The 18,312-nt window shown below is 69.5% G+C and carries 15 protein-coding genes; 8 read left to right on the top strand and 7 right to left on the bottom strand.

Translation table 11 applies throughout. The features are described 5' to 3' along the window. Positions 1–16 precede the first annotated feature (16 nt). A complete protein-coding gene (locus BU124_RS04030; RefSeq protein ID WP_084861158.1) occupies positions 17–2,341 on the top strand; it encodes an aldehyde dehydrogenase family protein in 2,325 nt (774 codons plus the stop codon). 137 nt (positions 2,342–2,478) lie between these two features. Here the strand turns inward: BU124_RS04030 and BU124_RS04035 are convergent, their stop codons facing one another. From BU124_RS04035 to BU124_RS04055, 5 genes are all read right to left on the bottom strand, one after another. After that, on the bottom strand, positions 2,479–3,153 hold the full coding sequence (locus BU124_RS04035) for a DUF1523 family protein (protein ID WP_084861159.1): 675 nt from the start codon (positions 3,151–3,153) through the stop codon (positions 2,479–2,481). A gap of 12 nt (positions 3,154–3,165) precedes the next feature. Beyond that, positions 3,166–3,426 (bottom strand): hypothetical protein, encoded by a 261-nt coding sequence (locus tag BU124_RS04040; protein ID WP_084861160.1) that lies wholly within the window; start codon positions 3,424–3,426, stop codon positions 3,166–3,168. Positions 3,427–3,548: 122 nt separating this feature from the next. Further along, positions 3,549–3,893 carry a hypothetical protein gene (locus BU124_RS04045; protein WP_143529875.1) on the bottom strand — a complete coding sequence of 115 codons (345 nt, stop codon included), beginning with the start codon at positions 3,891–3,893 and terminating at the stop codon, positions 3,549–3,551. 71 nt (positions 3,894–3,964) lie between these two features. Continuing rightward, positions 3,965–4,735 (bottom strand): L,D-transpeptidase, encoded by a 771-nt coding sequence (locus BU124_RS04050; RefSeq protein WP_084861162.1) that lies wholly within the window; start codon positions 4,733–4,735, stop codon positions 3,965–3,967. Between the two features lie 125 nt (positions 4,736–4,860). Further along, positions 4,861–6,063: an aminopeptidase P family protein gene (locus BU124_RS04055; protein ID WP_084861163.1), complete on the bottom strand. Its 1,203-nt coding sequence runs from the start codon at positions 6,061–6,063 to the stop codon at positions 4,861–4,863. Between the two features lie 214 nt (positions 6,064–6,277). Here BU124_RS04055 and BU124_RS04060 point away from each other — a divergent pair, with 214 nt between their 5' ends. The 3 genes from BU124_RS04060 to BU124_RS04070 all read left to right on the top strand — a co-directional run bounded on the left by BU124_RS04060 (position 6,278) and on the right by BU124_RS04070 (position 10,025). Further along, positions 6,278–7,396 (top strand): DUF418 domain-containing protein, encoded by a 1,119-nt coding sequence (locus BU124_RS04060; RefSeq protein ID WP_084861164.1) that lies wholly within the window; start codon positions 6,278–6,280, stop codon positions 7,394–7,396. A 105-nt stretch (positions 7,397–7,501) separates the two neighbouring features. Beyond that, complete coding sequence (locus BU124_RS04065; protein ID WP_084861231.1) at positions 7,502–8,479, top strand: P1 family peptidase; 978 nt, start codon at positions 7,502–7,504, stop codon at positions 8,477–8,479. A 73-nt stretch (positions 8,480–8,552) separates the two neighbouring features. Beyond that, entirely contained in the window at positions 8,553–10,025 is a 1,473-nt protein-coding gene (locus BU124_RS04070) for an NAD-dependent succinate-semialdehyde dehydrogenase (protein WP_084861165.1), read from the top strand. 121 nt (positions 10,026–10,146) lie between these two features. On the opposite strand, the gene BU124_RS04075 is transcribed toward BU124_RS04070, so the two are convergent. After that, positions 10,147–10,887 (bottom strand): hydroxypyruvate isomerase family protein, encoded by a 741-nt coding sequence (locus tag BU124_RS04075; RefSeq protein ID WP_084861166.1) that lies wholly within the window; start codon positions 10,885–10,887, stop codon positions 10,147–10,149. Between the two features lie 13 nt (positions 10,888–10,900). After that, positions 10,901–11,491, bottom strand: a complete 591-nt coding sequence (locus BU124_RS04080; protein WP_084861232.1) for a DUF1285 domain-containing protein — start codon at positions 11,489–11,491, stop codon at positions 10,901–10,903. 63 nt (positions 11,492–11,554) lie between these two features. Between BU124_RS04080 and BU124_RS04085 the strand changes: the two genes are divergently transcribed. Genes BU124_RS04085 through BU124_RS04100 form a run of 4 tightly spaced genes read left to right on the top strand, consistent with a single transcriptional unit; the run spans position 11,555 to position 18,292 of the window. After that, positions 11,555–12,562: an AAA family ATPase gene (locus tag BU124_RS04085; protein WP_084861167.1), complete on the top strand. Its 1,008-nt coding sequence runs from the start codon at positions 11,555–11,557 to the stop codon at positions 12,560–12,562. Further along, positions 12,559–13,434 (top strand): DUF58 domain-containing protein, encoded by an 876-nt coding sequence (locus BU124_RS04090; RefSeq protein ID WP_084861168.1) that lies wholly within the window; start codon positions 12,559–12,561, stop codon positions 13,432–13,434. Before BU124_RS04085 ends, BU124_RS04090 begins: the two co-directional genes overlap by 4 nt. Then, the gene (locus BU124_RS04095) at positions 13,434–16,220 is read left to right on the top strand and encodes a DUF4159 domain-containing protein (protein WP_084861169.1); all 2,787 of its coding nucleotides are present in this window, start codon (positions 13,434–13,436) and stop codon (positions 16,218–16,220) included. The genes BU124_RS04090 and BU124_RS04095 overlap by 1 nt, the downstream gene beginning before the upstream one ends. Beyond that, positions 16,217–18,292 (top strand): hypothetical protein, encoded by a 2,076-nt coding sequence (locus BU124_RS04100; protein WP_084861170.1) that lies wholly within the window; start codon positions 16,217–16,219, stop codon positions 18,290–18,292. The genes BU124_RS04095 and BU124_RS04100 overlap by 4 nt, the downstream gene beginning before the upstream one ends. Positions 18,293–18,312 lie beyond the last annotated feature (20 nt).

The following is an 18,312-nucleotide window of genomic DNA, read 5'->3' on the forward strand; positions in this document are numbered from 1 at the left end:
CAGGAGCGGGTCGCGCATGACAGTCAAGGAGATTTTCGAGACTATGGACTACGGCCCCGCCCCGGAATCCGCCGCCCCGGCGCTGGAATGGCTGGTGGACATGGGCGACCGGTTCGGCTGTTTCATCGACGGCAAATTCACCGACCCGGGCGAAACCTTCGAGGCGAAGAACCCCGCCACCGGCAACGTGCTGGCCCATGTCACGCAGGCCGGGCAGGCGGACGTGGACGCCGCCGTTACCGCCGCACGCAAGGCACAGGCGAAATGGGCGAAGGACGGTCACAAAAGGGCGCGCACGCTCTATGCCATCGCGCGGCTGCTGCAGAAACACGCCCGCCTCTTCGCGGTGCTGGAAACCCTCGACAACGGCAAGCCGATCCGCGAAAGCCGCGACATCGACATCCCCCTGGCCGCGCGGCATTTCTACTACCACGCTGGCATGGCCGAGCTGATGGACGAGGAACTGCCCGACCAGGTGCCGCTGGGCGTCTGTGGCCAGATCGTGCCCTGGAACTTCCCGCTGCTGATGCTGGCCTGGAAGATCGCCCCGGCGCTGGCCATGGGCAACACCGTGGTGCTGAAACCGGCCGAATACACCTCGCTCACGGCGCTTCTCTTCGCCGATATCTGCCGCCAGGCGGGCCTGCCGCGCGGCGTCGTCAACATCGTCACCGGCGACGGCGCCGTGGGCGAGATGATCACCGCCGCTGACGTGGACAAGATCGCCTTCACCGGCTCCAGCGCCGTGGGCCGCCGCATCCGCGCGGCCACCGCCGGGTCGGGCAAGGCGCTGACACTCGAACTGGGGGGCAAATCCCCCTACATCGTCTTCGAGGATGCCGATATTGACTCAGCTGTCGAGGGGCTGGTCGACGCCATCTGGTTCAACCAGGGCGAGGTCTGCTGCGCCGGCTCGCGCCTGCTGGTGCAGGAGGGCATCGCGCCGCGGTTCTACGACAAGCTGCGCGCGCGGATGGACACGCTGCGCCTGGGCGATCCGCTGGACAAGGCCATCGACGTGGGTGCCGTGGTGGACCCTGTTCAGCTGCAGGCCATCACCAAGATGGTCGATGGCGCGCAGGGCGACATTCACCGCACGCCCGGCCCGCTGCCGGCGCAGGGCTGCTACTATCCGCCCACGCTGATCACCGGCCTGTCCCCGGCCGACCGGCTGATGCAGGAGGAGATCTTCGGCCCGGTCCTCGTCTCGACAACCTTCCGCACACCGGCCGAGGCGGTCGAGCTGGCCAACAACACGCGCTACGGGCTGGCAGCTTCTCTGTGGACCGAGAACATCAACCTCGCCCTCGATATCGCACCCGGACTGACCGCGGGCGTGGTCTGGGTCAACGCCACGAACCTTTTCGACGCCGCCGCCGGCTTCGGCGGCGTCCGCGAGAGCGGCTTCGGCCGCGAAGGCGGCTGGGAGGGGCTGATGGCCTATACCCGGCCCAGGGGCACGGCCAAGAAACTGTCCCCGATCGCGCCCTACACCACCGATGACGGTGACCCGATCCCGCCGCTGGACCGCACCGCCAAGCTCTATATCGGGGGCAAGCAGGCCCGCCCAGATGCCGGCTATTCGCGCCCCGTTTATACCCGCACGGGCAAGCTGCTGGGCCATGCCTCGCTGGCCAACCGCAAGGATCTCCGCAACGCGGTCGAGGCCATGACGGCGGCAAAGGCCTGGTCGGCGACCACCGGCCACCTGCGCGCGCAAATCCTGTATTATATGGCCGAGAACCTCTCGGCCCGCGCGGACGAGTTCGCCAGCCGGATCAACGCCCTGACCGGCGGCCGCTCGGGCGAGGCGGAGGTGACGCAGGCCATTCGCACCCTGTTCAAATGGGCGGCCTGGGCCGACAAGCACGACCACCGCGCCAAGCCGGTGCCCCTGCGCGGCACGGCGCTGGCCATGAATGAACCGGTCGGCAACATCGGCGTGCTCTGCGACGACGCCCGCCCCCTGATGGGCCTGATCGAGCCCGTCGCGCCGGCCCTTGCCATGGGCAACCGCGTTGCGGCCGTCGCCTCCGGCCCCTACCCGCTGTCTGCCACGGATTTCTACCAGGTGCTCGAGACCTCGGACCTGCCCGGCGGCGTCCTCAACATCCTGACCGGCGACCACGCCGACCTCGTCCCGCACATGGCCGCCCACGCCGGGCTGGACGCGGTCTGGTCCTTCTCCTCGAGCGCCCTGTCGGCAGAGATCGAGCGCGCCTCGGCTGCCACGCTCAAACGCACCTGGGTCAACAACGGCCAGACCCGCACCTGGCCCAGCGCCACCTGGCTGGCGCAGGCGACCGAGGTCAAGACCGTCTGGATTCCCTACGGCGAATAGCCCGGCTTCTTTGGGTGACAAATACCGCGGGGGAGTCCGCGCCGCGCGCGGACGGGGGCAGCGCCCCCACCTCCCGAGACGCCGCCAAAGGCGGCGGCGAGACAAGCAGGCCTGCGCCCGCGGCGCAGACCGTGCGGTCACTTGCCGCGCAGGCGGTCCCACCAGCGCCGCAGCCGACCCCGCCGCTCGGCGAAATCGGCCTGGACGTGGTCGATGCGGTCCTCGGCGCTCTCGGCCAGCGGGTCCAGCGTGCGTTCGCGGAACTGCCGCCACATCGCCCGCACGAAGAGCACACCCGCCAGCATCAGCACGTAGATCACGATGTTCGACCAGGGCACGGGGCGGAAATCCTCGCCCGGGGCGGGGCGGATCGACACCGCGTTGGGATATATCGACAGCCAGTTGATGCGCCAGCCGTAGTGGGTGATCACCACCCAGTCATACGGCGCCTCGGTCGAGATCGCCGCCCCCGCCTCGGCCTGCAGGTCGGCGCTGTCGAACTTGAAATAGGGCGGGTAGATCCAGCCGGTATCCTCGTTGCGATACACCATGGTCTGGTTGCCGCCCCGGATCAGGCCGAACAGGTAGGTCCGTTTGCGCTGGGAATTGATGAACCTGAGGTCGCGCGACAGGCTCTCGGCGTTGCCCGTGTCCGTCTGCGCGAAAAAGATCCGGTTGAGCCCCGACAGATCGGTGCGCACGACCTCGGTCGAGGTCACCCGGGCGACGTCGCGATGCGGCAGCACGTAGTGCAGCCAGAGGGCGAGGATTACGAGGATCGTGATGCGGAACGCACGGCGGATATTGCGCATGTCGGACTCTTTTCAGTTTACGACAAGTATGATGGCACCGACCAGGATCGGCGGGATGACGTAGACAAGCAGGATCAGCCGCCGTCTCAGGCTGGCCTCGTACTCTTTCATGCCCTCCTTGACAAAGGCGTCGCGGTGGATGCCCTCGGGCCGGGTCTCTTCCCATTCGGCCTCCAGCTTCTCGCGCCGGACCGAGCGCGAATAGAGTGACACGCAGACATAGACCACGGTAAGGACGAGGAACCCGAAGATAACCAGCCGGACAAAGTTCATCTCTCGCACCTCTTGAACGCATGTGCCGAACGGGCCCGTCGTCCCGGCCCATCCTGTTTACAGCATATCGGGGCGGGCGAAAGGCCGCGATGGGGCTCCTCCGCGCAGCCGGCTTCTCCGACCTACCATTCCTTCTCCCGCCACCGTTTCGGCAGGCTGGCCACACCGAGCACCATCACCGGCCCCCAGAGCAGGGCCGAAATCGCCCCAAGTTCCAGAAAATGCCCCAGGAATGCGACCCATCCGTCGCGCAACAGGGCCGACCAGTCGATGCCCTGCGCGAGGTAGAGCACCGTGAAAAAGGCAATCCCGAGCACCATCATGACCAGGGCCGAGCACAGGCCGAGCAGGATAAGCGCTTTCACCCCCTCGGGAAAAACGTGGAACAGCAGGCGTGGAACGGACCACCCCATGGCCGCCAGCGCAAGCGCCGGAACGATCAGGTCAAGCCCCACACCTCCGGTCAAATCCGAACCCTTTCCTCCGCGGCCGCGCTGACCCCTGTCAGTCGCATACGACAAACACGGACGCGGCTCATTCAGGCCTCATCCGGCGCCGCCGGGGCCTCGTCAGCGGTCACATCCGTGGCGCCGTAGATGGAAGCAGGGTCCACGATAGTGGGCGGCAGCTCCTCGCCGCGGTTGGCCAGATCTTCGCCCTCGGCAGCGACGGATTCCTCGTAGGTCCGCACGGTCACGCGCGCGCCACGTTCGACCCGTTCGTAGAGGTCGATGATATCCTGGTTGAACAAGCGGATGCAGCCCGCGGATCCGGAATTGCCAATCGAGGGCAGGTCGTTGGTGCCGTGAATGCGAAAGAAGGTGTCGCGCCCGTTCTGGTAGAGGTAGAGCGCCCGCGCACCCAGCGGGCTGGCCAAGCCGCCCTCGACGCCGTCGGCGAAGGGGCCGTAAACCTCGGGCTGCGTGCGCAGCATGTTGGCAGTGGGCGTCCAGCCGGGCCATTCGCGTTTCATCCCCACGGTGGAATCCCCCCGCATCCGCAGCCCGGCGCGGCCCACGGCGATGGGATAGCGCATGGCGGCACCGTCTTCCTCGACGAGATAGAGAAACTTGGCATGGGGATCGACGACGATGGTGCCCGGCGATTCGGAGCCGTCGTAGACGACGGGCATGCGCCGGTTGACCCCCTGCAGGTGCTTTGCCGGGACCGGCGGCAGGACATATTCACCGTCCTCCAGCGCGCCATACCCCGCGACCGGGCCACCCGGGATCAGCCCGGCGCCGCCGGAACACCCCGCGACGGCCAACAGTGACGCAAGCGTAAGCACGAGGCGGAAAACATGGCGCATGGGACGGTATCCTGTTGAATTCTGGCGCAGCCTAGCAGGCCCGCGCGCCGAGGCAATCCCGCCGATCCCGGCCGGGCCCATTCTATCCCCGATGGACCCGGGAGCCGGAAACGCCCGGTCGGGCCTCAGCCGACCACGTTGAACTCCGGGCCATAGGGATACCCGGTGATGCGATCGTTGCCGTCATCAGTAATGACCAGGATATCATGTTCCCGGTACCCGCCGGCGCCGGGCTGGCCCTCGGGGATGGTCAGCATCGGCTCCATCGAGATGACCATCCCCGGTTCGAGGACCGTGTCGACATCCTCGCGCAGTTCCAGCCCCGCCTCGCGGCCGTAGTAGTGGCTGAGTATCCCGAAGGAGTGGCCATAGCCGAAGGTGCGGTAGTGCAGCAGGTCGCGCTCTGCGAGGAAGTCGTTGATCTTTTCGGTGATCGTGGCACAGCTCACGCCGGGCTTCAGCAGGGACATGCCGTATTCATGCGCCGCGATGTTGGCCTGCCAGATCCGCAGGCTGGCCACGTCGACCTCGCCCAGGAACATCGTCCGTTCCAGAGCCGTGTAATATCCCGAGATCATCGGGAAGGTGTTCAGGCTGAGGATGTCGCCGCGCCCCAGCCTGCGGGCCGTCACGGGGTTGTGGGCGCCGTCGGTGTTGATGCCCGACTGGAACCAGACCCAGGTGTCGCGATACTCGGCCTGGGGAAACCTGTCGGCGATTTCCAGTTCCATCGCGTCGCGGCCGGCCATGGCCACGTCGATCTCGCGCGCGCCCTCGCGCACCGCCTCGCGGATGGCATAGCCGCCCGTGTCGGCCACCGCGGCGCCGGCCCGGATCAGCGCGATCTCGGCGTGCGACTTACGCATGCGCTGGGCCATGGTCGCCGGCGCGATATCCAGAGTCAGGGCCGGTTCCAGCATATCCTCCAGCAGATCCCGCTGCGCGAGGGTCATGTGGTCGGCCTCGATCCCGATCGCGGCACCTGTGCCGGTCACGGACCTTATCGCGCGCCAGTAGTTGTTCCGCCGCCAGTCCGTGTAGGTGATGCTGTCATCGAAGGATCGCCGCCAGGGCTGCGCGGCGTCGATGCCCGCGCTGATAGTCACGCAGTCGGTCTCGGTCACGACCAGTCCATAGGGCCGGCCGAAGGCGCAGTAGAGAAAACCCGCGTAGTAGGCGATGTTGTGCATCGAGGTGAGGACGCAGGCCCCGATGCCGCTCTCGTCCATCGCGGCACGCAGGCCGGCGAGCCGCGCCTCGTATTCCGAGGCCTCGAAGGGCAACACCCGGTCGCCCTGGTGAAAACGATAGAAGTCGGGACGGTCCATGTCTGGCCCCCTTTGCTGAAAGAGGTCCCGGCGTTCAGGACGACAAGGCGCAGGAAACCGGGGGCGACGCCATCGCGCCCAGCGCGGTCACGTCCGTAGGCGAGCGGGGAACAAAATTCCAGAATTTTGTTGCCGCCCGGCCCCGTCTGCAGTGCATTTTAAACAGTGGGCCGACCGGCCGGCATATTCCTCTCCGCCCGATCAAAGGCCGACCATGACCGAAAGCAGCCGCGCCCTCATGCCCGACTACCTGCGCCTCGTTGCACTGTTCGGAATCGTCGTGGTGAACGTGCAATACATCGCCTTCTCCTCGCTTCACGGTATTGTCGATCCGGGCGGCATCACGCCCGCGGACGCCGTCACGCTCTGGCTGGTCAACGGGCTTGCGACGCTCAAGACCTATGGCCTGTTTTCCTTCATGTTCGGGGTCGGGCTGGGCTTTCTGATGCGATCGGCAGACCGGCAGGGACTGGCTTTCGGCCGCATCTACCGCAACCGCATGCTCGGCCTGCTGTTTCTGGGCATCGCGCATGGCTGCCTGTTCTTTCCCGGGGATATCCTTGTCATCTACGCGGTGGTCGGCACCATCCTCTACCGCGTTCGGAGCTGGCCGGCGGGCCGGCTCGTGCGCCTCGGCGCGGCGCTATTGCTGGTCCAGGTGGTGATCGCGCCGCCCATCCTGTTGTCGATACCGGACGCGCCGGCCGATATGATTGCCCGCGAACGCGAGATCATCACCCGAGGCAGCTTTGCGGAGGTGGTGCTGTTCCGGGCCATCGGCTTCGCCTTTGCCCTGCCCGTCTTTCTGATTGTCCAGGGCACCGCCGCGCTGGGATGGTTCTGCCTGGGACTGGCGGCGGTGAAAACAGGCATGATCGACAATGCGGCGCATCCGCTCTGGCGGCGGGCGCGCCGTGCTTGCCTTGGTCCCGGCCTCATCCTAAGCCTCGGCGCCGCCGCGGCATGGCAATGGGGTCCGGGCGTTGCAGGCGCTGCCCTGACCATCGCGGTCGCGCCGATCGCAACGCTCGGCTACCTCGGTCTGATCGCCGCCACCGCCCGTCCGCCCGGCCCGCTTCTGTCCCGCGCCCTCGTGGCCGGCGGATCGAGCCTGAGCATCTATCTCGGCCATTCCATTCTGCTGTCGACACTTTTCGCAGGCTACGGCCTGGGGCTGTGGGGCGCGGTCGACCGGGCCACCGCGACGGGGATCGCCCTTGCCGTCACCCTCGCCCTGATCTGCGTGGTCGCGATCTGGCGCATGCGCTTCTCTCTAGGACCGTTCGAATGGGTCTTGCGGCGGATCACCCATGCCGGCGGCGCACGGGCCTGACAGCGGGCCGGGCACGGATGGCTGGTCATTGGCGGCCTGATGGCGCAGGGTGTGCGGCATGACCGATCGCGCCATGGCAACCAACGGCCCCGGGCGCCGCACCCGATGACGGCAGGTGCACGCAACCTCATCACCGACGTCGCCGGCCTGCGGGTGGGCAACGCGCAGGACGCGCGGTTGAAATCCGGCGTCACGGTCCTGACCGCCGAGGACCGTTTCACCGCCGGCGTCGCCGTCATGGGCGGCGCCCCCGGCACCCGCGAGACCGACCTCCTGGCCCCCGACAAGACGGTGCAGCAGGTTGACGCGCTGGTCCTGTCGGGCGGCAGCGCCTTCGGCCTCGCCGCCGCCGACGGCGTCGCGACGGGCCTGCGCGCGATGGAGCGCGGCTTTGCCGTTGGCCCCCACCGCGTGCCCATCGTGCCCGCCGCGATCCTCTTCGACCTGATGGCCGGCGGGGTACAAGACTGGCAGGACACTCCCTATCCCGGTCTCGGCCGGGCCGCACTGGTGGCCGCCGGACCCGACTTCGCGCTGGGCAGCGCCGGGGCGGGCACAGGCTGCACCACCGCCACGGTCAAGGGCGGGCTGGGCTCGGCCTCGGCGCGGCTGGCCTCGGGGCATACCGTGGGCGCGCTGGTCGCCGTCAACGCGCTGGGCAGCGCGACGGTGGGCACCACGCGCCACTTCTGGGCCGCGCCCTTCGAGCAGGGCACCGAGTTCGGCGGCCTCGGCCCCGCCCCGACCTTCCCAGCGCATCACCCGACCAAACTGGACGCCGCGCCCAACACGACCCTCGCCGTCGTGGCCACCGATGCCGCGCTTGACCAGGCCCAGTGCACCCGCATGGCCACCGCCGCGCATGACGGCCTGGCCCGAGCGCTGGTGCCCGCGCATACGCCCATGGACGGTGACCTTGTCTTCGCCGCCAGCACCGGGGCAAGGCCGCTGTCGGAGCCCGTGGCCGAAACCCTCGCGCTGGGCCATGCCGCGGCCACCTGCCTGGCCCGGGCCGTCGCCCGGGGCGTCCATGCGGCGAGCCCGGCGCCGGATGATCCCCTGCCCTGCTGGTCCGCCGGATGAGGGCCCCGCCCCCTTGGCCGGGCCGCGCCGGGGCCATAACCTGCCACGTAGCACCCGAATCGAAAGGCCGAGCATGACAGCGCCCACATCCCTCGAGGACATCCTCTCCCGCCCCGACCTGGTGATCGAACAGGCCCTTGTCGGGGGCGAGTGGATCGACGGCCCCGAGGGTGCCACCTTCGATGTGACCAACCCCGCCCGCGGCGATGTCATCGCCCGCGTCGCCGACCTCGACCGCGCGCAGGCCGCCCGGGCCATCGCGGCCGCCGAAGAGGCCCGCCACCCTTGGGCCGCGCGCACCGCCAAGGACCGCGCCGGGGTCCTGCGCCGCTGGTTCGACTTGATGATGCGCCACCAGGAGGACCTCGCCCGCATCATGACCGCGGAACAGGGCAAGCCGCTGGCCGAAGCGCGCGGCGAGGTTGCCTATGGCGCGTCCTTCATCGAGTGGTTCGGCGAAGAGGCCAAGCGCCTTTACGGCGAGACCGTCCCCGGCCACCAGCCCGACAAGCGCATCACCGTGATCCGCCAGCCCGTGGGTGTCTGCGCCTCGATCACGCCCTGGAACTTTCCCATCGCCATGATCGCGCGCAAGGTGGCCCCGGCGCTGGCGGCGGGCTGCGCTATGGTCGCCCGGCCGGCCGAACTGACCCCGCTCTCGGCGTTGGCCATGGCGAAACTGGCCGAAGAGGCCGGCGTGCCGCCGGGCGTCTTCTCAGTCGTGACCGGGACCGACGCCGCGGGGCTGGGCCGCGAGTTCTGCGAGAACCCGCTGGTGCGCAAGTTGACCTTCACCGGCTCCACGCAGGTGGGCCGGCTCCTGCTGCGCCAGGCCGCCGACCAGGTCATGAAATGCTCGATGGAGCTGGGCGGCAATGCCCCCTTCATCGTCTTCGACGACGCCGACATCGACGCCGCCGTCGCCGGGGCCATCGCCTGCAAGTTCCGCAACACCGGCCAGACCTGCGTCTGTGCCAACCGAATCTACGTGCAGGACGGCATCTACGACACCTTCGCCGCCCGCCTGAAAGACGCCGTCGCGGCCCTGCGCGTCGGCGACGGACTGGCCGACGACGGCGCCGACCTCGGGCCGCTGATCTCGGCCGCGGCGGTCGACAAGGTGCAGGATCACCTCGACGACGCGCTGGCCAATGGTGGCACCGTCCTGACAGGCGGCAACCGGATCGGGGGCCAGTTCTTCGAACCAACGCTGCTGGGCGAGGCCACGCCCGCGATGAAGGTCGCCACCGAGGAAACCTTCGGCCCCTTCGCCCCGCTGTTCCGCTTCACCGACGAGGACGAGGTCATCGCCATGGCCAACGACACGATCTTCGGGCTGGCCTCGTATTTCTACGCGCGCGACATCTCGCGCGTCCACAAGGTCGCCGAGGCGCTGGACTACGGCATCGTCGGCATCAACACCGGGATCATCTCGACCGAAGCCGCCCCCTTCGGCGGCGTCAAGCAGTCGGGCCTGGGCCGCGAGGGCTCGGCCCACGGCATCGACGAGTTCACCGAGATGAAGTACATGTGCCTTGCGATCTGAACCGCGCGCCCGCGTCTTCGGGTGCCCAAATACCGCCGCCGGAGGCCCCCGCCTGCCACCGGCGCGGCCTGGGGGCGGCGCGTCACCCCGCCGCTGGCGGAATGAAAGCGCGCGGACGCGCTCAATTCGGCAGCCAGTCCAACCCGTCCTGCGTCGCCTCGCGCGGGTGGTAGTCGGCCCCGACCCAGCCGTCGTAGCCGTCGGCGTCCAGCCGCGCGAAGAACGCGGGATAGTCCACGGCCCCGCCCGCAGGCTCATGCCGGCCCGGCACCCCGGCCACCCGGACGTGGCGCACCCAGGGGGCCACCGCGGCCCAGGTGCCCGGCACGTCGCCGGTGATGCGATGGGCGTGGTAGGCGTCGAACTGCAGGCCGAGGTTGGGGGCGCCGATCTCGTCCAGCAGGGCCAGCGCGACCGAGAAATCGTCGAGGAAATCGCCCGGCCGGTCGGCGGGATTGACCGGCGCGATGGTCAACTGCCGGCCCTGCGCGGCCTCGGCGGCCCAGGCCAGGTTGTCGGCGAAGACGCCCGCCGCCTCGGGGCCTTCGGCGACGCCCGACATGACGCGCAGCCGCTGCGCGCCCAGCGCGTCCATCGTGCGCAGGCTGCGCTCGAACACCGCGCGGAACCGCGCCTCCTGCCCCGGCACAGCGGCGAGGCCCGCCGGGTCGGGTGGCGGGCATGTGACCAGCGCCAGAGGCAGGCCCGCCGTGTCGAGCGCCCGCTGCAGCGCCGCGGTGTCCGCGTCATGGGGCAAGGCGATCTCGGCGCCCGCGAAACCGGCCGCGGCGGCCTGCGCGGGCCGCTCCAGCAGCGGGGCTTCGGTGAAAAGCGTCGTCAGGTTGGCGCAGAATCGGGGCACGGCGCGCCGCGGCCTAGGGAAGCTCGGCCGCGGGGATGATCGGAAAGAACACCCCCTGCGAGCGCAGGCCGAACCAGTCTTCCCCGTCATGCGGCGCCGTCTCGCCGATCTCGACCAGGCGGTAAAAGGACTTGCGGTCGATCAGCGCCTCCAGGTTACGCCGGATCAGGACGTAAGGAGACGGCTCGCCCGTCTCGGGGTCACGCGCGACGCGGATAGGGTGCTCGGGCCCGGCCATGGCATGATCGCCCACGTTGGTCTCGAACCGCAGCGCATCGCCGTCGCGTTCGAAATCCACCGCCACGAAGGGCGCATCCTCCACGGTGATGCCAACCTTTTCGACGGGGGTGACGAGGAAATAGTCGTCCCCGTCCTTGCGCAGGATGGTCGAGAACAGCCGCACCAGTTCGGGCCGGCCTATGGGCGTGCCCAGGTAGAACCAGGTGCCGTCGCGGGCGATGCGCATGTCCAGGTCGCCGCAGAAGGGCGGGTTCCAGTCCTCGACCGGCGGCAATCCGCGCCCCTTGCTGGCGGCGCGCGCCGAGGAGGCTATGTTTTCAGCCGAGACGGTCACGGAGGTGTCAGAGGGGTTTGTCTTTGCCATTGGGGCCGGGCGCGATATCTGTTCCATTGCAGGTTATACATAGTCTTTGCAGGAGAATTTGCCATGGCCGATGATGCCGAGCTAGTCGCCGAAATGGACGCGCTGGGCGAGCGTCTTGCCGCGGCCCGCAGCGCCATCGCGCGCCGCTTCATCGGCCAGGAAAGCGTGGTCGACCTGACCATGGCGGCGCTGCTGTGCGGTGGCCATGCGCTGCTGATCGGGTTGCCGGGGCTGGGCAAGACGCGGCTGGTCGACACCCTGTCCACGGTCATGGGCCTGACGGGCAACCGCATCCAGTTCACCCCCGACCTGATGCCGGCCGATATCCTAGGCTCCGAGGTGCTGGAAACCGGCACCGATGGCGCGCGCAGCTTCAAGTTCATCGAGGGGCCGATCTTCTGTCAGCTTCTCATGGCCGACGAGATCAACCGTGCCAGCCCGCGCACGCAGTCGGCCCTGTTGCAAGCCATGCAGGAAAAGGAAGTCACCATCGCGGGCGCGCACCGCCGCCTCGCGCCGCCCTTCCACGTGCTGGCCACTCAGAACCCGATCGAGCAGGAAGGCACCTACCCCCTGCCCGAGGCGCAGCTGGACAGGTTCCTGGTGCAGGTCGACGTGCCCTATCCCGACCGCGACACCGAGCGCGACATCCTCATGGCGACCACCGGCGTGGCCGAGGACACCGCGCCCAACGTCCTGACCGCGGATCAGTTGCTGGAGGCGCAGACCCTGCTGCGCCGGATGCCGGTGGGCGAGGCCGTGGTCGAGATGATCCTCGATCTGGTGCGGGCCTGCCGCCCGCAGGACGAGGCCGCCCCGCAGATCGTGCGCGACACCGTCAGCTGGGGGCCGGGGCCGCGCGCCGCGCAGGCGCTGATGCTGACCGTGCGGGCCGAGGCGCTGCTCCATGGCCGGCTCGTGCCCGGCGCCGAGGACGTGCGCCGCATGGCCGCGCCGGTCCTGAGCCACCGCATGGCGCTGTCCTTTGCCGCCCGCGCGCGTGGCGAGAGCCTGGCGCAGGTCATCGCGCAGGTCGCCGACCGCATCACCCGCATCGAGGCCGCCGCGTGACGGAACGGCCGCTTTCCCTGCGCAGCGGGGCCGAGGCGCTGGCCGCGCCGCTGCCGCCGCTTCTGGCCGAGGCCGAGCACCTGGCGAGCACGGTGATCGTGGGTGACCACGGCCGTCGCAGGGCAGGGCTGGGCGACACCTTCTGGCAATACCGCCCGGCGCAGTACCACGACGAACGCCGCCACATCGACTGGCGCCGCAGCGCCAAGTCCGACGCCCAGTTCGTGCAGGACAAGGAATGGCAAATCGCCCAGTCGGTGCAGGTCTGGGTGGACCAGTCTGCCGCGATGGCCTTTTCCTCGACGGCCCAAGGCGTGACCAAGGCCGACCGCGCGCGCGTGCTGGCGCTGGCGGTTGCCATCCTGCTCCTGCGCGGGGGCGAGCGTGTGGGGCTGACAGGCGACCTGCTGCCCCCGAAACGGGGCGAGGCGCAGGCCGCGCAGATGGCGCGGCTGTTGTCCGAGGATCACCCCGACGATTTCGGGGCGCCGGTGGCCGACGGGATGCTGGCCCATTCGCGCGCGGTCTTCCTGTCGGATTTCCTGGGCGATCTGGACGCGGTCGAACGCGCGCTTGGCCGGGCCGCCGACCGCGACGTGCGCGGCGCGCTGGTGCAGGTCCTCGACCCCGCCGAAGAAGCCTTTCCCTTTGACGGGCGCACCGTATTCGAGAGCATGACCGGCGCCATACGGCACGAGACGCTCAAGGCCGGCGAGCTGCGCGCGCGCTACCTCGACCGGCTGGCCGAACGCCAGGCGCGGCTGGCGGAACTGGCGCGGCTCTCTGGCTGGCAGTTTCACACCCATCACACCGGCGACAGCGCCACCGCGGCATTGCTGTGGCTATACGCGGCGCTGGAGCGGCACGCCTGATGTGGACGCTGGGGCCGATCGCCTTTGCCGCGCCCTGGCTGCTGCTCGGTCTGGTGGCGCTGCCGATCCTGTGGCTGTTGCTGCGCGCCGTGCCGCCCGCGCCGATCCGGCGGCGCTTTCCCGGTGTCGCCCTGCTGCTGGGGCTGACCGACGACGAGAGCCAGACCGATCGCACGCCCTGGTGGCTGTTGCTGCTGCGCATGCTGGCGGTGGCGGCGGTAATACTGGGCTTCGCGGGGCCGGTGCTGAACCCGCAGGAAGAGCGGCCCGGGGGCGGACCGCTGCTGGTGCTGGTCGATGGCACCTGGGCCGATGCGCGTGACTGGCCCCGGCGGCTCGACCGAATCGAGGCGGCTTTGCGGGACGCCGCCAGCGACGGCCGCCGCGCGGCGCTGGTCCGGTTGACCGACCTGCCCGCCGAGGGGCCGGTGTTCCGCGACGCGCAGGCCGTCGCGCAAGAGGCCGCCGGTATGGTCCCCGCCCCGCATGGCCCCGACCCGGAAGGCCTGTCCGACTGGGCCGACAGCCTGTCAGGCGATTTCGACACCTTCTGGCTGTCCGACGGGGTGGCCCGCGACAGCCGGGCGGACCTGCTGGCCGCGCTGGAAGAACGCGGCACGGTTCGCGTTTTCGAAAGCCCCCGGCCCGTCTACGGGCTGACCCCGCCGCGCTTCGAGGATGGCACTATCACGCTTGACGCCCTGCGCGCCCGCACCGGGGGCGCGGCCGAGGTCCGCGTCAACGCCATGGGGCCGGACCCTGCCGGCGTCGAACGCCGGCTGGCCAGCGAAAGCCTGGCCTTCATAGCCGGCGAGGGCCGCGCAACGCTGGAGCTGTCCCTGCCGCCGGAACTGCGCAACCGGATCACCCGGTTCGAGATTCAGGGCGTGTCCTCGGCCGGGGCGGTGGCGCTGACCGACGACGCGCTCAAGCGGCGCGAGGTGGCGCTGATCTCGGGCGGCAACGACCGCGAGGAATTGGAACTTCTTGACCCGCTGCACTACCTGCGGCAGGCGCTGGCCCCCTCGGCGGAGCTGATCGAGGGGACACTGGCGGACGTGCTGCTGGCCAACCCGGACGTGATCATCCTGGCCGACGTCGCCACGCTGTCGTCGCTGGAGGCCGAGGACCTGCAAGCCTGGGTCGAGGACGGCGGCCTGTTGGTGCGCTTCGCCGGGCCGCGGCTGGCGGCCAGCGATGTCAGCCGGCAGTCGCTCGACCCGCTGATGCCGGTGCGCCTGCGCGCCGGGGGCCGGTCCATCGGCGGCGCCATGAGCTGGGGCGAACCCAAGGCGCTGGCCCCCTTCGCGGCCGACAGCCCCTTCTACGGCCTGACCATCCCCGACGATGTCTCCGTCAACGCCCAGGTCATGGCCCAGCCCGACCCGACCCTGGCAGCGCGGGTCATCGCGCAGCTGGCCGACGGCACGCCGCTTGTCACCCGCAAGGACTCGGGCCAGGGCAACATCGTTCTGTTCCATGTCACCGCCAATGCCGAATGGTCGACGCTGCCGCTGTCGGGGCTGTTCGTTCAGATGCTCGAACGGCTGGCCGTCTCGACGCGTCCTGCGGTGCCCGACCTCGAGGCGCTGGAGGGCACCAGCTGGATGCCCGAGGACGTGCTCGACGCTTTCGGCGTTCTTGAGGATGCCGGGGCCCTGCCGGGCGTCGACGGGGACCGGCTGGCCGATCTCACCCCCGGGGCGGAGATGCCGCCCGGGCTTTATGCCGGAGAGGAGCGCCGCATCGCCGTGAATGTCTTCACCGCCGACAGCACCCTGCAACCCACCGCCTGGCCTGACCGCATCCCCGTCGAGGGGCTGGAGGTAACGCGCGAAACCCCGCTCAAGGGCTGGCTGATCGGAGGCGCGCTGATGCTGCTGATGCTCGACATCCTGGCCGCGCTGGCCCTGTCGGGCCGGTTGCGCGGACCGCGCGCCGGGGTCGCCGCCGCCATGCTCGGCCTTGTGCTTGCCGGGCTGCCAACGCCGCCGCAGGCACAGGAGGACGACGCCGACCCGCCCGTGTCCGAGGACTTCGCGGTCGCCGCGACCTCGGACGTTGTCCTCGCCTATGTCGAGACGGGCGTGCCCCGCGTCGACGAGATGTCCGAGGCCGGGCTTTACGGTTTGTCCAACACCCTGTTCCAGCGCACCTCGATCGAGCCCGCTATGCCCATGGGCGTGGACCCGGAAACCGACGAACTGGCCTTCTTTCCGTTCCTCTACTGGCCCGTCACCGCCGAGCAGGACCTGCCCAGCCGCGCGGCCTATGCCAAGCTCAACCGCTACCTGCGCACGGGCGGGATGATCCTGTTCGACACGCGTGATGCGGACCTGGCACGCTTCGGGTCCTCCAGCCCCGAGGGCAAGCGCCTGCAGGCCATCGCGCGCGGGCTGGACATCCCGCCGCTGGAACCCATCCCGCAGGATCACGTTCTGACCCGGACCTTCTACCTGTTGCAGGATTTTCCCGGCCGCCACGCAACCCGCGACGTCTGGGTCGAGGCCGCGCCGCCGGATGCGCAGGCCGCCGAGGGCATGCCCTTTCGTGATCTCAACGACGGCGTCACGCCGGTGGTAATCGGCGGCAACGACTGGGCCGCGGCCTGGGCCACCGACGAGGATGGCAACCCGCTGGTGCCCATCGGGCGCGGCATGGCCGGTGAGCGCCAGCGCGAGATCGCGCTGCGCTTCGGCGTCAACCTCGTGATGCATGTGCTGACCGGCAACTACAAGTCCGACCAGGTGCATGTGCCCGCGCTTCTCGACAGGTTGGGCCAATGACCGGACAGATCCTCCTTGACCCGCTGATCCCGCTGCCGCTGATCTACGCGCTGGCGGCGCTGGCCGCCCTGGGCCTGGGGCTGGCCGTCTGGCGGCGGCTGGCGGGCTGGGCGCTGCGGGCTCTGGCCGCGCTGGTCCTGCTGGCCGCCATCGCCAACCCGTCGCTGCAGACCGAGGACCGCGCGGCGCTGTCGGATATCGTCATCGCCGTGGTCGATCGCTCGGCCAGCCAGCGCATTTCGGACCGTCCCGCGCAGACACAGGCGGCACTGGACAACCTGCGCGCCGAGGTCGCCGACCGCGCCAATACCGAACTGCGCGTGGTCGAACTGGGCGACGGCGAGGGGGACCGCGGCACGCAACTGATGACCGCCCTGTCCGAGGCGCTGTCCGAGGAGCCGCGCGGCCGCGTCGCCGGCATGGTGCTGATCACAGATGGCCGCGCCCACGACATGGCCAGCGCCCCGCTTGACCTGCCCGCCCCGCTGCATGCCCTGCTGACCGGGCAAGAGGATGACTGGGATCGCCGCCTCGTGGTCAAGAACGCGCCCAGCTTCGCCATCCTGGGCGAGTCCGTCACCCTGACGCTGCGGATCGAGGATCAGGGCGCGGCCCCCGAGGCCGGGCAGGTCGACCTGACCATCGCCGTGGACGGCGGCGAGCCGATGGAGTTCGAGGTGCCCGTCAACGAGGATATCGAACTGCCCGTGGATATCCCGCATGGCGGCATGAACGTGCTGCAATTCGCCACCCCCGAGGCCGAGGGCGAGTTGACCGACCGCAACAATGCCTCGGTCGTGCAGATCAACGGCGTGCGCGACCGGCTCAGCGTGCTGCTGGTCTCGGGCGAGCCGCATGCCGGCGAACGCACCTGGCGCAACCTGCTCAAGTCCGATTCGGCGGTGGACCTGGTGCATTTCACGATCCTCAGGCCGCCGAACAAGCAGGACGGCGTGCCGGTCAACGAGTTGTCGCTCATCGCCTTTCCGACGCGCGAGCTGTTTCTGGAAAAGATCGACGATTTCGACCTCATCATTTTCGACCGCTACCAGCGGCGCGGTATCCTGCCCTCGGTCTACCTCGACAACGTGTCCAACTTCGTGCGCGAGGGCGGCGCGGTGCTGATCGCCGCCGGGCCGGACTATGCCAGCGCCGATTCGCTCTACCGCTCGCCCCTCGGCGCGGTGTTGCCGGGCGCGCCGACGGCCGGGGTCTACGAACAGGGCTTCCGCCCCACACTGACCGAGCTGGGCAAACGCCACCCGGTGACCGAGGGCCTGACCGATTTCGCCCCGGCCCCCGAGACCGAGGACGGCACCCCCGGCTGGGGCCGCTGGTTCCGCCACATCGAGGTCACGCCGACGCCTGGCGCCACCACGGTGATGAACGGCGTGGACGACCAGCCCTTGCTGATGCTGGAACGGGTCGACGAGGGGCGCGTGGCGCTCATGGCGTCGGACCATGCCTGGCTGTGGAACCGCGGCTTCGAGGGGGGCGGGCCGCAGCTGGAACTGCTGCGCCGGCTGGCCCACTGGATGATGAAGGAACCCGAGCTGGAGGAAGAGGCGCTCTGGGCCGAGCCGACCGGGCAGACCATGCGGATCATCCGCCGAACCCTCGGCGAAGAGGTGGGCGATGTGGCCATTACCCACCCCGACGGAACGGAAACCGTCGTGGAACTCGACAAGGTCAGCCCCGGCCGGTTCGAAACCCTCTGGGAGGCGCCCGAGATCGGGCTTTACCGCCTCACAGACGGCGAGGAGGAGGCCGTGATCGCCCTCGGCCCCGCCGCACCGCGCGAGTTCGAGGAAACGATCGCCAGCGCCGAGGTCCTCGCCCCGGCCATCGACACCGTGAACGGCGGGACGCCCCGCATTTCCAATGGCCTGCCGGACCTGCGCGACGTGCGAGAGGGCCGTCCCGCCGCGGGCAATGGCTGGATCGGGATCACCCCGCGCGACGCCTACCGGACGGCCGATATCACCGTCGCGCCGGTGCTGCCGGCCTGGGCTTTCCTGCTGCTTGCCGCGGCCTTGATCATCGGGGCCTGGCTGCGCGAGGGGCGCCGCTAAGCGAACGAATTTCTGGAAAT

Origin of the sequence: Salibaculum halophilum, assembly GCF_002094885.1 — a bacterium.
GTDB lineage: Bacteria > Pseudomonadota > Alphaproteobacteria > Rhodobacterales > Rhodobacteraceae > Salibaculum > Salibaculum halophilum.